This is a genomic window from Anabaena sp. WFMT (genome assembly GCF_051781005.1).
GTDB lineage: Bacteria > Cyanobacteriota > Cyanobacteriia > Cyanobacteriales > Nostocaceae > Anabaena.
Genome location: NZ_JBPWOA010000052.1, coordinates 33,026 through 48,799 on the forward strand (window position 1 = coordinate 33,026; position 15,774 = coordinate 48,799).

15 protein-coding genes and 1 tRNA gene are annotated in these 15,774 nt (G+C 40.3%); 8 read left to right on the forward strand and 8 right to left on the reverse strand.

Features of this window, described 5'->3' with window-relative positions:
• Positions 1-42 precede the first annotated feature (42 nt).
• Positions 43-1,383, forward strand: coding sequence for a TldD/PmbA family protein (locus ACSQ6I_RS24810; protein WP_438892897.1), 1,341 nt, complete (start codon positions 43-45; stop codon positions 1,381-1,383).
• A 705-nt stretch (positions 1,384-2,088) separates the two neighbouring features.
• Here ACSQ6I_RS24810 and ACSQ6I_RS24815 read toward each other — a convergent pair.
• Both ACSQ6I_RS24815 and ACSQ6I_RS24820 read right to left on the reverse strand, forming a co-directional pair.
• Positions 2,089-2,159 (reverse strand) — tRNA-Cys (locus ACSQ6I_RS24815).
• Between the two features lie 97 nt (positions 2,160-2,256).
• Entirely contained in the window at positions 2,257-2,859 is a 603-nt protein-coding gene (locus tag ACSQ6I_RS24820; protein ID WP_438892898.1) for a chromophore lyase CpcT/CpeT, read from the reverse strand.
• A gap of 381 nt (positions 2,860-3,240) precedes the next feature.
• Between ACSQ6I_RS24820 and ACSQ6I_RS24825 the strand changes: the two genes are divergently transcribed.
• The 6 genes from ACSQ6I_RS24825 to ACSQ6I_RS24850 all read left to right on the forward strand — a co-directional run bounded on the left by ACSQ6I_RS24825 (position 3,241) and on the right by ACSQ6I_RS24850 (position 10,277).
• Entirely contained in the window at positions 3,241-4,254 is a 1,014-nt protein-coding gene (locus ACSQ6I_RS24825; RefSeq protein ID WP_438892899.1) for a PstS family phosphate ABC transporter substrate-binding protein, read from the forward strand.
• A gap of 120 nt (positions 4,255-4,374) precedes the next feature.
• A complete protein-coding gene (gene pstC, locus ACSQ6I_RS24830) occupies positions 4,375-5,289 on the forward strand; it encodes a phosphate ABC transporter permease subunit PstC (RefSeq protein WP_438892900.1) in 915 nt (304 codons plus the stop codon).
• An 87-nt stretch (positions 5,290-5,376) separates the two neighbouring features.
• Positions 5,377-6,300, forward strand: coding sequence for a phosphate ABC transporter permease PstA (gene pstA, locus ACSQ6I_RS24835; protein ID WP_438892901.1), 924 nt, complete (start codon positions 5,377-5,379; stop codon positions 6,298-6,300).
• Positions 6,294-7,088: a phosphate ABC transporter ATP-binding protein PstB gene (gene pstB / locus ACSQ6I_RS24840; protein WP_438892902.1), complete on the forward strand. Its 795-nt coding sequence runs from the start codon at positions 6,294-6,296 to the stop codon at positions 7,086-7,088. Before pstA ends, pstB begins: the two co-directional genes overlap by 7 nt.
• 138 nt (positions 7,089-7,226) lie before the next feature.
• Positions 7,227-9,026 carry an aspartate kinase gene (locus tag ACSQ6I_RS24845; RefSeq protein ID WP_438892903.1) on the forward strand — a complete coding sequence of 600 codons (1,800 nt, stop codon included), beginning with the start codon at positions 7,227-7,229 and terminating at the stop codon, positions 9,024-9,026.
• Between the two features lie 441 nt (positions 9,027-9,467).
• On the forward strand, positions 9,468-10,277 hold the full coding sequence (locus ACSQ6I_RS24850) for an SDR family oxidoreductase (RefSeq protein WP_438892904.1): 810 nt from the start codon (positions 9,468-9,470) through the stop codon (positions 10,275-10,277).
• 94 nt (positions 10,278-10,371) lie between these two features.
• On the opposite strand, the gene ACSQ6I_RS24855 is transcribed toward ACSQ6I_RS24850, so the two are convergent.
• From ACSQ6I_RS24855 to ACSQ6I_RS24880, 6 genes are all read right to left on the reverse strand, one after another.
• On the reverse strand, positions 10,372-11,181 hold the full coding sequence (locus tag ACSQ6I_RS24855) for a superoxide dismutase (protein ID WP_438892905.1): 810 nt from the start codon (positions 11,179-11,181) through the stop codon (positions 10,372-10,374).
• A gap of 58 nt (positions 11,182-11,239) precedes the next feature.
• Positions 11,240-11,593, reverse strand: coding sequence for a phage holin family protein (locus ACSQ6I_RS24860; RefSeq protein WP_438892906.1), 354 nt, complete (start codon positions 11,591-11,593; stop codon positions 11,240-11,242).
• Positions 11,594-11,810: 217 nt separating this feature from the next.
• A complete protein-coding gene (locus tag ACSQ6I_RS24865; RefSeq protein ID WP_438892907.1) occupies positions 11,811-12,410 on the reverse strand; it encodes a tRNA-(ms[2]io[6]A)-hydroxylase in 600 nt (199 codons plus the stop codon).
• Between the two features lie 74 nt (positions 12,411-12,484).
• Positions 12,485-13,201 (reverse strand): SDR family oxidoreductase, encoded by a 717-nt coding sequence (locus ACSQ6I_RS24870; protein ID WP_438892908.1) that lies wholly within the window; start codon positions 13,199-13,201, stop codon positions 12,485-12,487.
• Positions 13,202-13,236: 35 nt separating this feature from the next.
• A complete protein-coding gene (locus ACSQ6I_RS24875) occupies positions 13,237-13,632 on the reverse strand; it encodes a VOC family protein (protein WP_438892909.1) in 396 nt (131 codons plus the stop codon).
• Between the two features lie 372 nt (positions 13,633-14,004).
• A complete protein-coding gene (locus ACSQ6I_RS24880) occupies positions 14,005-14,796 on the reverse strand; it encodes an SDR family oxidoreductase (RefSeq protein ID WP_438892910.1) in 792 nt (263 codons plus the stop codon).
• Positions 14,797-15,083: 287 nt separating this feature from the next.
• Between ACSQ6I_RS24880 and msrA the strand changes: the two genes are divergently transcribed.
• The gene (gene msrA, locus ACSQ6I_RS24885; RefSeq protein ID WP_438892911.1) at positions 15,084-15,749 is read left to right on the forward strand and encodes a peptide-methionine (S)-S-oxide reductase MsrA; all 666 of its coding nucleotides are present in this window, start codon (positions 15,084-15,086) and stop codon (positions 15,747-15,749) included.
• The last annotated feature ends 25 nt before the right edge of the window (positions 15,750-15,774 follow it).

Here is a 15,774-nt window from a genome sequence, read left to right on the forward strand (position 1 = left end):
CCACCTATTAAGTAGTTTTGAATTTTGAGCTTTGAATTGACTATGACAAAAATACAAGAAATTGCAACTTACGCTCAAGAAAATGCCGCTAAACTGGGCATTAAAAAGTTTGATATTTACGGTTCAACTGTAGATGATACAAGTGTGCAAGTTGACCAAGGTGAACCGAAACAAGTTAAGGCTTCTAATCGTTCTGGTGTAATTGTTAGAGTCTGGAATGAAGAGAATACAATGGGTGTGACTAGCACCACAGATGTAGATCCCCTGGGATTAGAATTGGCTTTAAAAACTGCTTATGAAGCTAGTTTTTTTGGAGTGAAGGAAAACATCCCTGATTTTAGTCCAGAAGCCACTATTCCTATTGCTAATCCACGTCACGAAAAAGCACCCCAAGCTCCAGTTTCTGAACTGATAGAAAAATTATTAGTAGCTGAGAAAGAACTTCTATCTACTCATCCTGCTATTACAAGTGTGCCTTATAATGGTTTGGCACAAAGGGATAGTGACAGGTTTTATGTTAATAGTGATGGTGCTGTCAGAACAGAATCTCATTCTTTAGCTTCGGTTTATCTTTACACCAAAACTGAGGAAGAAAATAAGAAACCACGCAGTGCAGGTGCTTATCGAGTTAAGGAAAGTTTAGCTGAGTTAGATATTGCTGGTTGTATTAAGGAAACGGCTGAGAAAACTATCAGTCATTTGAACTATGAAAAAATCAAAACTGGTAAATATCGAGTTGTTTTCTCACCGGAAGCTTTCTTGAGTTTATTGGGTGCTTTTTCTAATTTGTTCAACGCTCAAAGCATTCTTGACAATCAAAGTTTATCTAAAGCTGAGGATATTGGTAAACAACTAGCTTCACCTTTACTTTCAGTTTATGATGATGCTTTACATCCAGCTAATGTTGGTGCAGAAACTTTTGATGGTGAAGGTACTCCTACCCGTCAGATAAAGTTGATAGAAAATGGTGTTTTAACCAGCTTTCTCCACAGTGCAGGAACTGCCAAAAGGTTCAATACTACACCTACAGGTAATGCTAGTATTGGCGCAAAGGTGAGCGTTAGTCCCAATTTTTACCACGTTTTTGCAGCAGGGACAACTGAGCAAGAATTGAGTTTAGAAACTGCGGAAAATGTGATTTTGATTGATGATTTACAAGCTCTCCATGCAGGTGTTAAATCCTTGCAAGGTTCCTTCTCTTTGCCCTTTGATGGTTGGTTAATTAACAAAGGTGAAAAAACCAGTATTGAGTCGGCAACGGTTGCTGGTGATTTCTTAGAAGTCTTGCAATCAATTGTTTATGTAGAGAAAGAAGTGGAGTTAACACCAGGGGGAGTTTGTCCCAGAATTTGGGTGAGTGAACTTTCTATTACTGGTGAGTAAAAGTTATGCCAATTCTCTGTGAGGTTGCGCCCAATAAATTTTGTGGAGACGTTAAGTAGGTAGGGATTCTTGGCTCTATAACCAGGAATAAAGCGCATCTATGGCTGATGTCGCTGCGCCAGCTATCTTAAAGAAACTGTATTAGTGGCAGTACTTAAATAAAAGCCCAAAAATGTTTGGTATTGCCCATTTTATGTGTTTTATCTGAGGATATGTTGGCGTAGCGTAATATCATGTCCAGAAAATCCCACTTAGCTAACTAGCAAACCCCAGTCCAATTAGCATCTTTAGCCGAGGTGAACCAGATAAGACTTTTGTTAGTAAAGGGATAACAATGGCATTGAGCCGAGATTGTCGCTAAAAGGGAAATAGAAGCTGGAGAAGCTTGTTCTATCTAGGTTTCAAACATTTGGAGAGGGAGATAAATTGCAGCTTCAAATGGGTGGGGGGTGCGACTTTTTTAGGAAGACAATTTCAATTTTTTCAGCCCTACCATTTTCTTGTTAATATTCACGATCTGTAATATGGAACTTTCTCTGAGGAACAGGGCGAACTAATCTAAGAGGATGTTTGAAAAGGGTATTTCTATGTCATATTTCACTCCGCTGCACTGCGTACCCAAAAAATTTGGGACGAGTATCATACCCGTCCCTTTGTTTATGATTATGAGGCTTGAATTGCCTGGTTTTAGGTTGTTTTTTCTAAAGGCGACACCCGGATTTGAACCGGGGGTGAAGGTTTTGCAGACCCTTGCCTTACCACTTGGCTATGTCGCCGGACTCACAATTACTAATATTACCACTATTTGCGATCAATTGCATCATCTGGCTGAAATTTTTTTTTGGACAGGCCAAAAGCCTGTCCTGCTTTGATTCAAGAATCAGAACTTATTTTGACTTCATCGGCAAAGTTGCCCCAGCGGACAAAGTAAAATGGCCCAGCAACAGAACCCCAAACGTGTTCATCTGTTTCGGGATTGCGTCCCCTGTCGCGGCTGATGAATTTTTCACCGTCAATTTCAAAATCACTATCCAAATAGGTTGTTTGACCGTTGCGGATGACCATGCAACCCTTTCCTGGCTCAACTGTGCCTTTGAAGTGATTACCAGCCCACTCTACGATCATGTTACAACCAGAAAGTTTTTCCAAGCGATCGCTCGTTAACTTATTCAAACGTGCTAAATCACGGGATGCACCAAAAAAGTCTTTTTCGTCTTTGACAGTATAGTTTTCAATATGGATTTTATCTCCTGCTGTCATCAACTTCAATACCCGTAACCGATAAGGGTCATTGAGCATATAGTCATAAGCTTGTTCCACAAACAAACTCACCCCTGATAGCAGTGAATAAGGTAGAGGACGCATACATACACGAATATGGGCAAAAAAAGCTGGATTCTCAAAAACTTGGGCTTGATTACTAAAATCAGCAGCCATCCAACGGGCTAAGGTGGCAATATCTGTAGAATGAGTCATAGCAATTTTAAATTTTGGATTTTGGACACAGGCTCAAAACCGCCTGATACAGATTTGCTCATTTTAAACCTTCCTGTGTCACTGGAACAGTGCAGAGTTCTCTTCCTGCGCCCCTATTACCTTTCACCTATTCCCTAATAACGTAGAGACTTTCCATGAAACGTCTCTACAATCTTTTTCACTCCTACGTCTAATAGACTTTGCAGAATATTCATTAAAAATTAACCTTTGTCTAACCAAAAGTTAATTGCTAGATTACCTTATCGTGTGACTTTATACATTGTACGTATGAATTTTCACTGCTTTTTCACTAAACAGAACTGTTGTTCTTTTGGAGCGATTGAGCGGAAATATTACGTCCAATAAACTAGGAGTATTTTTGTGAACAAAGTTAATATTAAGCTTAACAGCTTGAAAGCATTAGGTGTAATTTCATTAATGACCGCCACCTTGGGTGTGTCAATGTCTGCGGTTCAGTCTCAAAGTGTCAGCACAGTCAAGATAGATGGTTCCAGCACAGTTTTCCCCGTTACTGAAGCAGTAGCAGAAGAATTCCAAAAATCTCAAAGAGGTAAAATTAGAGTCACCGTTGGTGTGTCTGGTACTGGTGGTGGCTTCAAAAAATTCTGTCGCGGTGAAACAGATATCTCCAATGCTTCCCGTCCCATTCTCCAAAAAGAAATTGATGAATGTAAAAAAGCTGGTATTCGCTACATTGAAATACCAGTAGCTTATGATGCTTTAACAGTTGTGGTTAACCCAGGCAACACTTGGGCTAAAAACCTGACAGTTGCTGAACTCAAGAAAATCTGGGAACCAGCAGCCCAGGGTAAAATTACTAACTGGAATCAAGTCCGTGCAGGATTTCCTAATGCACCTTTGAAGTTGTTTGGTGCTGGTGCTAACTCTGGAACTTTTGACTACTTCACTGAAGCTATTGTTGGTAAATCCAAGTCTAGCCGTGGTGATTTCACTGCCAGTGAAGACGATAACGTACTTGTACAAGGTGTAGCCCGCGATAAGAATGCCCTTGGTTTCTTTGGTTTTGCCTACTACGCAGAAAACAAGAATAAACTCAAATCAGTGGCAGTTAACAATGTTACTCCCTCGGAAGCAACCGTAAAAAACGGCACTTATAATCCCTTATCCCGCCCCATATTTATCTATGTCAGTGACAAGGCTGCTAATAAGCCAGAGGTGAAGCAGTTTGTGCAATTTTACCTGCGGAATGCACCTAAGTTAGTGAAAGAAGTCAAATACGTAGCTTTGCCAGGATCAGCTTACACCACTGCTCAGGGTCATTTCAATAAAAAGAGATTTGGTAGCATATTCGGTGGTAAAGAGTCAGTTGGGTTAAAGATTGACGAATTAATGCGTCGTGACGCTAAAGAATAATTCTAGGATCGAATAAATCCTGTAGAGACGTTCCATGTAACGTCTCTACAATTGCGCCTATTTTCATCTATTTCTATTTTCATCTATTTAACGTCATTATCAAGCGATCGCATCTCTAGCATGAACAATGCCAAACAAAATCAGTTTTCGCCAAAGCTAACGAGAGATTTACGAGAACGGGCAATTGAGTCTATCTTGTTTCTAGCTGCACTTTCCTCAGTCGCCACTACAGCCGCAATTATTGGTATCTTACTTTACGAATCCATACTATTTTTCCAGAAAGTGTCTTTATGGGAATTTTTGACAGATACCCAGTGGACACCATTATTTGATGACAAACATTATGGTATTTGGCCACTGGTTTCAGGAACTTTTGTCACTACAGTAGTAGCCTTATTCGTCGCCATACCACTTGGTACAATTATTGCTATTTATCTCAGCGAATTTGCTCCCCCCATAGTTCGAGAAATAGTTAAGCCAGCCTTAGAACTACTAGCGGGGATTCCGACAGTAGTTTATGGTTATTTTGCATTGTTATTTGTCACACCTTTATTGCAAAAAATTCTGCCAAATCTGCCTGGTTTTAGTATGTTGAGTGCAGGTTTAGTCATTGGTGTGATGATCATTCCTTACGTTAGTTCCCTGAGTGAAGATGCCATGCGGGCAGTACCCACCCATCTGCGTGAGGGTTCTTATGCCACCGGGGCTACCCGTTTACAGACAGCATTAAGAGTGGTGTTACCAGCAGCGATTTCTGGGATAGTAGCAGCTTACATTTTGGGGATATCTCGTGCAGCTGGTGAAACTATGGTAGTTGCGATCGCAGCAGGTGGACAACCTAACCTAACCCTCAACCCATTAGAACCCGCCGCGACAATGACAGCCTATATTGTCTCCGTCAGTCTTGGTGACTTACCTCATGGCAGCCTAGAATACGAAACTATCTTTGCAGTCGGACTCACTCTAGTGCTGATGACTTTGTGTTTCAACGTCATTGGTCATTTCCTCACCAAGCGTTATCGGGAAATTTATTAATTAGGGAACAGGGAACGGGGGGAGAAGATTTTACGAATTACGAATTACGAATTACGAATTACGAATTACGAATTACGAATTATCAACATGACAACTTTGAATATTCAACAAGTCCGCAAGACTATTGCCCGTAATAAGCGGTCAGAATATATTTTCAACATCATTGGCTTTTTGTCAATGCTGATTGGTATTGCCACACTGGTGGCACTGTTATTTGATTTGGCTAGTGATGGTTTACCGCGTCTTTCCTGGCAATTTTTGACTTCGTTCCCCAGTCGTAAAGCGGAAGAAGCTGGTATTCTTTCCGCTTGGGTGGGAACACTATTAGTAATGTCTGTAACAGCATTCGTAGCGATTCCCGTGGGTATAGCATCAGGGATTTACTTAGAAGAATACGCCCGAAAAAACTGGATTTCTGATTTAATTGAGATTAACGTCACCAACCTAGCCGGAGTTCCCTCAATTATTTACGGACTTCTGGCTTTGGGAGTATTTGTCTACGGATTAAATCTTGGTCAAAGTGTTGTGACGGCTGGGTTAACCTTGGCACTCTTAGTTTTACCCGTGGTAATTGTTTCCACCCGTGAGGCTTTGCGGGCTATCCCCAATAGTATCCGTGAAGCTGCTTATGCAGCAGGGGCTTCTAAGTGGCAAATGATTTGGGATCATGTTCTACCTTACTCAACAGGTACAATTATCACTGGGATTATTGTGGCTATGGCGCGGGCTATTGGCGAAACTGCACCTCTAATTACCATTGGGGCGCTGACATTCATTGCCTTTTTACCAGAACCGCCATTTACAGGGCAGTTTCCTTATATTTCTTTTTCTTGGTTACTTGCTCCCTTCACAGTCATGCCCATACAGATGTTCGATTGGATATCTCGCCCCCAGGCTGACTTTCAAGTAAATGCAGCTACCGCAGGTGTTGTCCTCATTGTCATTACTTTAGCTATGAACTCTGTAGCTATGTATATCCGCTATCGTTTACGTAAAACAATCAAATGGTAGAAACTAAATCTTCAACTCTCAAAAGACCAATCAAAGCTGCTGTTAATTACCTCAATTTCTACTATGGTGGCAATGTTCATGCGCTGAAAGATATTAATATGTCCGTAGGTGAGAAGCAAGTAACAGCGATGATTGGCCCTTCTGGATGTGGCAAAACTACTTTGTTACGTTGTTTCAATCGAATGCACGATTTGTATCCAGGAAATCGCTATCAAGGGGAAATTGCTTTAGAACCAGATGGGATTAATTTGCTCGGTAAGAAAATTGACCCGATTGAGGTACGGATGCGGATTAGTATGGTCTTTCAAAGACCTAATCCTTTTCCGAAGTCAATTTATGAAAATGTGGCTTATGGTTTGCGGGTAAGAGGTGAATCTAGACGTGCAGTTATTGATGAAAAAGTAGAGAAAGCTTTACGCAGTTCAGCTTTGTGGAATGAAGTCAAGGATAGATTACATGATTTAGCTTTTAATCTTTCTGGGGGTCAACAGCAGCGTTTATGTATTGCTCGTGCTTTGGCTACTGACCCTGAGATTATTCTATTTGATGAGCCAACTTCTGCGCTAGACCCTATAGCTACTGCTAGTATTGAAGACTTAATTGCTGAACTTAAACAAACAGTGACGATTTTGATTGTTACTCACAATATGCAACAAGCTAGTCGTGTATCTGACTATACGGCATTTATGTATTTGGGCGAATTGGTGGAGTTTGGTAAAACTGAGATCATTTTTAATCACCCAGTCCATGAAAAAACTGCTGACTATGTAAATGGTCGTTTTGGGTGAAAATTACCAACTCAAAAAATAAATCCTGGTTTGTGCGATCGCTGTTTCTGTTAATTTAATCTAAATGACTGATCAGGCTTCAAGGCTTCCCGGTGGAGGTGTTGGCCAAAGTAAGCATAATTGATTAAATGTAAAGTTATGGCGCTCATAGTTCAAAAATACGGTGGTTCATCTGTTGGTTCAGTCGAACGTATTCAAGCTGTTGCCCAGCGAGTTGATAAAACTGTCAAAGCTGGAAACTCTGTTGTTGTAGTGGTTTCCGCGATGGGGAAAACTACTGACGGACTCGTGAAACTAGCTAATGGCATCTCTAAAAGTCCCAACCGTCGGGAAATGGATATGCTGCTTTCCACCGGGGAGCAAGTCACTATTGCTTTACTGAGTATGGCGTTGCAGGAAATCGGACAAGCAGCAATTTCCATGACTGGCGCTCAAGTAGGAATTGTTACCGAAGCTGAACATACCCGCGCCCGGATTTTACATATTGAAACCGATCGCTTGCAGCGGCAAATTAACGCAGGTAAAGTGGTTGTTGTTGCGGGGTTTCAAGGCATATCTAGCACCAGAGATATGGAAATTACTACTTTGGGTCGTGGTGGTTCTGATACTTCTGCGGTGGCTTTAGCAGCAGCCTTGGGTGCAGATTTTTGTGAAATTTATACAGATGTCCCAGGGATATTGACTACAGATCCCCGGATTGTTCCAGAAGCCCAGTTGCTGACAGAAATCACCTGTGATGAAATGCTGGAATTGGCCAGTTTAGGGGCTAAGGTACTGCATCCCCGTGCTGTGGAAATTGCCCGCAATTATGGTGTGCCGTTGGTAGTACGCTCAAGTTGGACTGAACAGCCAGGGACTTGGGTGACAACCCGGAGAACTCAAGAGCGATCGCTTGTCAATTTAGAATTAGCTCGTCCTGTAGATGCTGTAGAATTTGATAGTGATCAGGCAAAGGTATCTTTGTTGCGTGTCCCCGATAAACCAGGGGTAGCTGCCCGGTTATTTGGCGAAATTTCCCGTCAAAATGTCGATGTCGATTTGATTATTCAGTCGATTCATGAAGGTAATACTAATGACATTGCTTTTACTGTAAATACACCTATTTTAAAACGAGCAGAAGCAGTTGCAGCCGCTATTGCTCCGGCATTAAGAAATCAAGCCAACTCAGACGAAGCAGAAGTAATTGTTGAGACAGATACCGCAAAAGTCAGTATTGCCGGGGCAGGAATGATTGGCCGTCCTGGTGTGGCTGCGAAGATGTTCGCTACTTTAGCCGCAGCAGGGGTAAATATTCAAATGATTTCTACCAGTGAGGTTAAAGTAAGTTGTTTGATAGATGCGGCAGATTGCGATCGCGCTATCATTGCCCTATGTAAAGCCTTTGAAATCACTGCATCCCCTGCGAGTCCTGCATCCCCGGCTACCCATGCTACTGCCGTTCGTGGTGTCGCTTTAGATATGAATCAGGCACGTTTGGCAATTCGTCAAGTTCCCAACAAACCAGGTATGGCAGCGAAATTGTTTGGACTTTTAGCAGAATATAACATCAGCGTCGATATGATTATTCAATCACAACGCTGTCGTGTGGTTGATGGTGTAACCTGTCGAGATATTGCCTTTACCGTGGCTAGAATGGATGCCGAAAACGCCCAACAGAAATTAACCCAAGTGGCAGATGAGTTAGGATGGGGTGAAGTAGTCTTGGATAATGCGATCGCTAAAGTGAGTATAGTTGGTTCTGGAATGGTAGGACAACCAGGAATAGCCGCAAAAATGTTTACAGCTTTAGCTGAAAATAAAATTAACATCCAAATGATTGCTACTTCAGAAATTAAAATCAGTTGTGTTGTGGGACAAGATGAAGGTGTAAAAGCTTTGCAAGTTATTCATGCAGCGTTTGATTTAGCTGGTAGTGAAAAATTTGTAGTTCCTGCATAAGATTGGGTTATTTAACAATAAAAAAGATCCCCGCTTTATCAATTAAAGTGGGGATTTGATAGTTTCATATTTACTGTTTGCAATTGTCTAATACCAAATTAATATGAAGCTACATAGAATAAAATTCCAAGAATAATCGACCGCAGATAAACGCAGATAAACACAGATAAAGATGGATAAATCAAATCAATAAATTTCCAAATTCTGTATAGCCTCACATAAAATTGGAATAAGTCTATAGACATATATATTTAATATGCCTTTTGATGGAAGATCGTCATCATAAAATTATGTAGCCTCGTATATATAACACTTACTCAAAAAACTCCGTTTCATCTTATTTCTCTGTGTCCTCTGCGCCTCTGCGGTTCGTTTTAAAATTGAACTTTCCAGACTTCTAATATTGAACAAATCAAAAATAGATTATCAAAGTAATCAAACATGAACCGATTAAAAGGCAAAAATGCCCTCATCACAGGTGCAAGTTCAGGTATTGGACAAGCGATCGCAGTTCGTCTGGCACAAGAAGGTTGTAATATTGCCATTAACTACCGCAAAAGTCCTGCCGGTGCGGAAGATACCAAAGAAATGGCTTTGCAAAAAGCCTGTGCAGATATCGAAAATTGTGGTGTTAAATCGCTATTAGTCCAGGGTGATCTTTCTCAGGAAGAAGATATTATCCAGATGGTAAACACCGTGATTGAAAAATCTGGCAGTCTTGACCTTCTGATTAATAATGCCGGTATTCAAAGTGAATGTCCATCCCACGAAGTCAAAACAGAAGACTTTGACCAAGTAATAGGAGTAAATCTGCGGGGTGCTTACCTGTGTGCGCGGGAAACAATCAAACATCTTCTAGATCAAAATCGTTCCGGGGTGATTATCAATATTTCTAGTGTTCACGAAATTATTCCGCGACCAATGTATATCAGCTATTCTATCAGCAAAGGTGGCATGGCAAACATGACTAAAACCTTAGCTTTGGAATATGCCCATAAAGGTATTCGGGTTAATGCTGTAGCACCTGGGGCGACGATTACACCTATTAATGAAGCTTGGACTGAGGACTCAGAAAAAAAAGCTGTTGTAGAAAGTCATATCCCTATGGGTCGTGCTGGTACTTCTGAGGAAATAGGGGCAGCAATAGCATTTTTAGCTTCTGATGAAGCTGCATATATTACTGGACAAACTCTGTTTGTAGATGGTGGTTTGACGCTGTATGCAGATTTTCGGGAAGCTTGGTCAGCTTGAAAAATAATATCAAGTTGGGCTAATTTTAGTTCAGGAGGCAGGAGGACGAAGGCAGGAGGCAAGAGGGAATAGGATTCCTATATTCCCCCCTGTTCTAAGCTTGTTGGCGTGAAGCTTGGGCGCGTTTGTTAATCTCCGTCCAGTTGACTACATTCCACCAGTTATTTAAATAGTCAGCACGTCGATTTTGATATCTCAGGTAATAAGCGTGTTCCCAGACATCATTACCCATAATTGGGTACAATCCTTCCATGATGGGGTTATCTTGATTTGGTGTAGTGGTAATTTGTAATTGTCCTTGAGGGTTTCGTACTAACCACACCCAACCGCTACCAAAGCGATCGCTTCCCGCTTGATTAAACTGGTTTCTAAATTCCTCAAAACTACCAAAGGTTTGGTTGATTTCTTGGGCAATTTCTTCTGTTGGTTGTCCACCACCTTGAGGACTCATAATTTGCCAAAAAATTGTATGGTTGAGATGACCACCCGCATTGTTACGTACCGTTTCCCGAATATTTTCAGGAACATTATTTAAATCACGCAGCAATGCTTCTACACTTTGATTTTGCAGATTAGTTTGATTTTTTAAAGCATCATTGAGCTTATTTACATAAGCTGCATGATGTTTGTCATGGTGCAGTTTCATTGTTTCTGCATCTATGGCTTTTTCTAATGCGTTATCAGCATAAGGTAATGGTGGTAACTCGGCAGGATTTGCACTAAGTTGGCGATCAAGATAACCTACGGGGCGTGCATCAGTTACTAGTGTCGTTGTTTGTATGGGTGCTGCAATAGGAGTTGCTAATGACTCTGCTACCTGTTGTGGTTGACAAGCAAATAGGGTAAATACTAGTAAAATTCCTGTACAAAACCCAATGACTCGTTGCAGCAATAATGTTTTCATGATGTATTTTTCCTACGGATGATTAACTAGATTACTAACTAAAGTTACTACTTTTTATTCATGTAACTGATGCTACTATTCTTAATAGAATTGAGTTGATAATTGAGAGAGTGATTGAACCTAGTAAAGCACTCCAGAAACCATACCTTAAACTAAAACCTGGTACTATTGCAGCTGCCAACGCAAAGATAATGGCATTCAAAATAAAAAAGAAGAAGCCAACGGTGAGAATAATTAATGGTAAGGTAAAGAAGGTAAGAATGGGCAACAAAATAGCATTTAAAATCCCAAAAACTATGGCAGAAATTGCCGCTTTACCAAAATTATCTATTTCAATGCCCAAAAATGGCAATCTAGAAATAATCAAAAAGCTCACAGCAGTAACTAGCCAGGTAAGAATAAGTCCTGTCATAAATAATCATTCCTCTCCTTTTTTAACCATGATTAGCTATCTGGTGAAAAATTACATCTATATTAAGTACAATATTGGAGCAGGGGAAGCTCTTGGAGAATAGCTTTCCTCACATTTTGTTACCCTTCAAGCAATCCCCAAATTTTAATTGATCTGTCAATGCTGTAGCTGGCAATGAATTCATCATCATTAGTGAATCCAGTATAATATAATGGATTTAACTATGAATTCTTGGTTCTGGGTGTAAAGTTGCTAATATTTCACTTTCTGCAATTGCTAATTCATCCAGTCGTTGCATAACCTTTTCTCGCTCAAAATAAGTATCTGCTAAAACCCAATATGTCCCAAAATGTCGCGCTTCTGATGCCATTAAACCACGATAAAATTTAGCTAATTCTGGTTCTGGACAATTAGCCGCTAATAATCCTAAACGTTCGTGACTACGTGCTTCAATTAAACCAGTAACTAATAAATTATCTAAAAATTGCTCTGGTTCTTTTTTTCTTACCTGTGCTTTTAAACTTGCACCGTAGGGAGGTGCTGATAGAGGTGCTAGGGGAATGTGGCGACGTTCTAACCATTGGTTAACTAGTTCAAAGTGTTCTAGCTCTTCTCGTGCGATCGCAGTTAACTCTCTAATCATTTTAGTATTAGAGGGGTAACGAAACATAAAATTTAAGGCTACACCCGCTGCTTTGCGCTCACAGTGGGAGTGATCGAGTAAAATAATATCCAAATTAGCGATCGCTTGCTCTACCCAAGCATCACTAGTAGGTTGTTTGAGAGCATTGATAGTTGGTAACGGAGAACTAAGCACAGAACGAAAAACTCCATATTTAACACTTTCGCTGAGTATCCCAGCAACTTGATTTTAATCGTTCTGCTCCTCTCTTACCAATCAATTTGTTGACGATCTCGGAAAAATCCACCCGTAGCACTGTTCTCTGGGAGAGTCGCTAACCAAACAATAGTATCAACTCCTTGTTCTAGGGTACGTGGTGCTTCTGAACCTCCCATATCTGTTTTTACCCAACCAGGACAAACGGAATTGATCAAAATATTTGTACCTGCCAATTCACTAGCAAAAATCCGTGTTACTGCGTTTAAAGCAGTCTTAGAAATACGATATCCTGGAGAACCACCTTCCATATCAATTAATTGTCCCATTCCTGAAGAAACATTCACAATACGTCCATAATTCTGTTTTTTCATCAGGGGAATTAATACTTGAGTTACTCTTAAAGCACCAAATAAATTTGTGTCTAATGTTTGTTGTAAAGTTTCTAATTTAACATTGACAATAGTATTTTCTTCGCCTTTTCCATCAATATATATACCCGCATTATTGATTAAACTATCGACTTTGCCAAACTGCTGTTTGAGAAAATCAGCTAATTTATCAACACTTTCTCCATTAGTCACATCTAGATGATGAAAATTGACATTTAATCCTTCATTTTGTAACTGAAGTGCAGCTTTTTCTCCTTTGACTGCATCTCGACTAGTGAGAATTACCTGATATCCCTGTTTCCCTAATTGTCGGGAAGTCTCAAAACCTAAACCACGGTTTCCACCTGTAACTACGGCAACTTTATTTGTAATATTCATTTGTATTTGCTCCTGTTTTCAATTATTGAACTTAATTATTTTAGTGTATAATCTGCTTGATATTCAACTAACTCAATTTCATTATTATCTGAGTCATTGACATATATTCTGTGTTTGGTTTCTTCCGCAGTCATTGTATAATATTCAATGCCTTCTTTCTCTAGTAAATTTTTCATCGCTTCACCATCTTTAATCACGAAACCAACGTGGTTAATCCCAATATTTTCATATATTTGATGTACCCGCTTTTGGTCAGGAGTTTCATTCAGTGCTAGATAAAATTCATTGTTGCCTAAATGTAGCCAAGGACGACTATCAAATACACCTTCAGCCCTAATATACCAATCAGGAAATAGAGTTTGGTAAAACTTTTTAGATACTTCGATATTTTGGCACGAAATGTTGATATGTTCAAAGCGCATAAAATTCATATTCTTATACCTTTTTTTAGCTTTTTTAGCCAAACATTTATCTATCTCAGAGATGAAATTTGCTCATAAGGGACTTCCAGAAAATAAATGATCTTATCTTGTGGGGTAGGCATCCTGCCTGCCCTTGATAATTTGCGGGCAAGATGCCCGCACCACAAGAAATATTTGTATATTTTTTTCTTTGGAAGTCCCTAAAACTATTTTTTGCTGCTTACCTGAATTAATCATACTCGAAATGACTATGAGTTGACTGGATTTTCCATAAAAAATCGCAGACTTTTAAACCTGCGAATGACCGTTATAAATATTACTTTTAGTCTACTTATGTCAACAATTATTCTAACTCCTGACTCCAGAAATCTTGCCTTTTGTTTAAGTGCGTCGATTGACTAAAGTTGCACTGGCTTGGTCAACTGGCATTAATATCACTTCGTTAATATTAACGTGGGGCGATCGCGTGGCACAGAAAAATATGACATCAGCTACATCATCAGGAGTAAGGGGAGTCACACCTGCATAAACCTTTTTAGCCCGTTCTGTATCACCATGAAACCGGACTTGACTAAATTCTGTGTCTACCATGCCAGGGTCAACAGAAGTCACCCGCACTGGAGTTCCTAACAAGTCTTGTTTTAAACCTTCAGAAATGGCTTTAACAGCGGCTTTTGTAGCACAATAAACATTACCACCGGGGTAAGTTTGATGTCCTGCTATAGAACCTAGATTGATGACATGACCACGACCACGGGCAACCATTCCCGGTACAACATAGCGGGTGAGATAAAGCAAACCCTTAATATTTGTATCAATCATTTCTTCCCAGTCTTGAATATCGCCTTCATGCAGCTTATCTAAACCGCGACTCAAACCAGCGTTGTTGATTAAGATGTCAATATTTGACCAATCTGGGGGTAAATTAGAGATAACTGACTCAACTGAAGAGCGATGCCCTTGGCTGGCTACGCCTACGCACACATCAAGTTGCAATAAATGGATTTTGTCAGCAGCCAGATTTAAAGTCTCAGCTAACTCTTGCAAACGTTCCCACCGTCGCGCGGCTAAAATGAGTTTTGCACCTGTGGGAGCAAAGACTTGAGCGCAAGCTGCACCAATTCCGCTACTAGCACCTGTAATTAAGATAATTTGATTTGCAAGGGAAAGCATTTTTAGTGATGAGTATTTGTATAGGCTTGACCAAATAATTACTAATTCGTAATTCGTAATTAAAGAGGGTACAAGCCCCCACTAAATCTTGGATTTAGTGGTCTACAATCAGTGGTAGGTTCAAGCCTCCACTGATTGCAATTACGAATTACGAATTATCAATTACGAATTATTTTGACACTTTACCAGAGAAATTTCCTGAATCCAAGCGTGTTGACTGACATCGTGCCGCCAGATTATTTAGAATAAATAAGAAAAGCAAACATTTATAACAGTCATCAAAATCAATGGGAATATTCGGATTTGGTAAAAAGTCAGGTATGCCTGCACCTGAGCAAGCTTTGCCAGGAAGAACAGAAACTATGCCCGTACCCGCAAAGCATCACGTCAATAGTAATCCTCTCAAGCCTCCTTTTCCTGAAGGTTTAGAAACAGCAATGTTTGGCTTAGGCTGTTTTTGGGGTGCTGAACGGAAGTTTTGGCAACTAGAAGGAGTTTACACCACTGCGGTAGGTTATGCGGCTGGTTACACACCCAACCCCACCTATCAAGAAGTATGCAGCGGTATGACTGGTCATAATGAAGTCGTGTTAGTTGTCTTTGACCCTCAAGTAGTTAGTTATTCTCAACTGCTGAAAGTATTTTGGGAAAGCCACAACCCCACCCAAGGGATGCGTCAAGGTAATGACTCTGGCACTCAGTACCGTTCGGGAATTTATGCCTATTCTAAAGCTCAAAAACAACTAGCCGAAGCATCACGGCACGCTTATCAACTAGCACTAAATGATGCAGGTTATGGGCAGATTACCACAGAAATTTTAGATGCACCTGAGTTTTATTATGCTGAAAACTACCATCAGCAATATTTAGCCAAAAACCCAGGTGGTTATTGTGGTTTAGGTGGTACTAATGTTGCTTGTCCTGTGGGTATTGCTGAAGCTCCTGTAAGCTAGATATAGCAACGGTTAGGAGTCAAAA